1 protein-coding gene and 1 tRNA gene are annotated in these 1,978 nt (G+C 39.3%); one reads left to right on the forward strand and one right to left on the reverse strand.

Features of this window, described 5'->3' with window-relative positions; genetic code table 11:
* Positions 1-395: 395 nt before the first annotated feature.
* Positions 396-1,658 (reverse strand): ISL3 family transposase, encoded by a 1,263-nt coding sequence (locus AB3112_RS11030; protein WP_367334518.1) that lies wholly within the window; start codon positions 1,656-1,658, stop codon positions 396-398.
* Between the two features lie 158 nt (positions 1,659-1,816).
* Here AB3112_RS11030 and AB3112_RS11035 point away from each other — a divergent pair.
* Positions 1,817-1,888: transfer RNA gene (locus AB3112_RS11035), tRNA-Arg, on the forward strand.
* Positions 1,889-1,978: the final 90 nt, after the last annotated feature.

Here is a 1,978-nt window from a genome sequence, read left to right on the forward strand (position 1 = left end):
CACCATTTTCCAACATCATTTCACCCATATCGTAAACCAAATCAAAGCGATCGCGTTCGTTCAAAACGACACCCCCTGTAGCTATTTCTAAACCCACTATACGCTAAGGCATAGGCGGGTTGTCAACTAGATTTTGTGGAACTGGTAATAATTTCTTTGCAAAGCATTCATGTAAGGATTACAAAGCCATCACACTTTATTCACAACTTCCCGATATAGTTATAAGCATAGAAAGTTACTTAAAAAGCTTAACTTTCCAAATTGAATTAAACTTTTTCATTCACTCCTCCATAATAGTGAAGAACAGCAACATCGACCCCCCAATCGATGTTGCACCCAACTCCTTTTTTGGCTCTATGTCAACTAGTGTTGATGGCGAGTTCTTGGAAGATAATTCATTTGCGAATTATCTTCTTTTTATTTACCTTGATTTTCAGTTCGATCCGAATTCTTAAATTGAATCTTGACCAGTTACGATAGCCATATGCCGTTCGTTTAATCTGTTTTATTTTGCGATTAATACCTTCTAGTGGTCCATTCGATAACTTAGGACAGTTCATCATGTTTTCAATGAGCTTCTGATATTTTTTGAAAGTCTTGATTGTACTCATAAGTTGTGGACTAATGGCTTTTGATTGGGTTAAAGCAGCACAAAATTCATCATACTTTCGCTGGCGCAAGGCGTTAGTTAATTGGTGGGCAACAAAATAAGTGTTTTCAAATTCGTCATTCAAGGATAGGCCTTCCCAAACAAATTGTTCTTGCGTTAAATGGTCGCGAAGATGCGCAAACCATTGCGGTTTACGTTGTTCAAGCCGATTGTAGTTCATCAAATAGAGCCGCCAGTTGTGCTTCAAAAGCCGATAGGCCTTTGAAGTGTGCGGATATTTTTTCATTAACTGCACACGAGTTTGATTAAGCGCCTGTAATGTCATTTGAACCAAATGGAAATTGTCAGCTACAATTTTTGCCTTTGGAAAGAGTTGTCGAATCGCAGATTGATATTGCGCGTTAAAATCAATCACAACATATTGAACGGTTTGACGGTTTTTAAGTGAATAATGACGTGTAAAATATTGAATAATTTCTTGATTGCGTCGACCGGGTAGTAAAGTGACAAGTTCATGGGTTTCGCCGTTTAAAGCGATGAAACTCATTTGACGCTGAGTAGAACGGAATTCATCAAAGCAGAGTACTTTAGGCAAATCATCTGGCCTAGATTTAATCTGAGGGCCAAGCTCATCAATGATCCGATTAACAGAAACTGGCGAAACATTGAACTGCTGGGCAATGCTCGTTACATTACGGTCTTCTGTTAAGGCAATCATTATTGCATGGCGTGTTCTTTCTGATATTTGATGATGCGGTCTGACAAGTGGCGTTTGTGCAATCACTGTGTGATGGCACTTTGGGCATAAATAACGCTGTTTTCTTAATTTAAGAATTGCATTGCGTTCAATAATATTTGGAATCCGAATATTAACCAACTTTGTGCCATTGCGAAGTAGACCAGATTTCCCACAGTAACGGCATTTTGAGCAACTTGGCGCTAGCTTAGCAATAATAAAAACACTATTTTCATCAGTTTTAACTGACTGAAATTCAATGTTTGGGTCTTTTAATTTGAGTAGATTTTGGATAAAATATTCTTGGGACATATCATTCACCGCTTTCAATTGGTTTTGGTCGACTGGATTGTAGCAAAGGACTGGTATGTCCTTTTAGTATACAAAAAAGGTGTCGATGGACGCTCGTCCATCAACACCAAATATTATAGAGCCATTTAATCGTCATCAGACCTATGATAGACGCGTACGCGTCGGTAGTGTAATGGATAGCACGCGAGATTTCGGTCCTTGCGATCTCGGTTCGATTCCGAGGGGACGCATGTTTGAACTGAGGCTGTGACAAGCGTCACAGCCTCGTTTTCATCTCCAAATAATTATTGTCGAAACGTATGCTAACCGGCAGCCGTTTC

This window comes from Lentilactobacillus sp. (genome assembly GCF_040773105.1).
GTDB classification, from domain to species: Bacteria; Bacillota; Bacilli; order Lactobacillales; family Lactobacillaceae; genus Lentilactobacillus; species Lentilactobacillus parabuchneri.

What these genes read in the sequence shown, in the direction of transcription:
- AB3112_RS11030 (WP_367334518.1), bottom strand. Translation starts at nt 1,658, where the DNA reads ATGTCCCAAGAATATTTTATCCAAAATCTACTCAAATTAAAAGACCCA.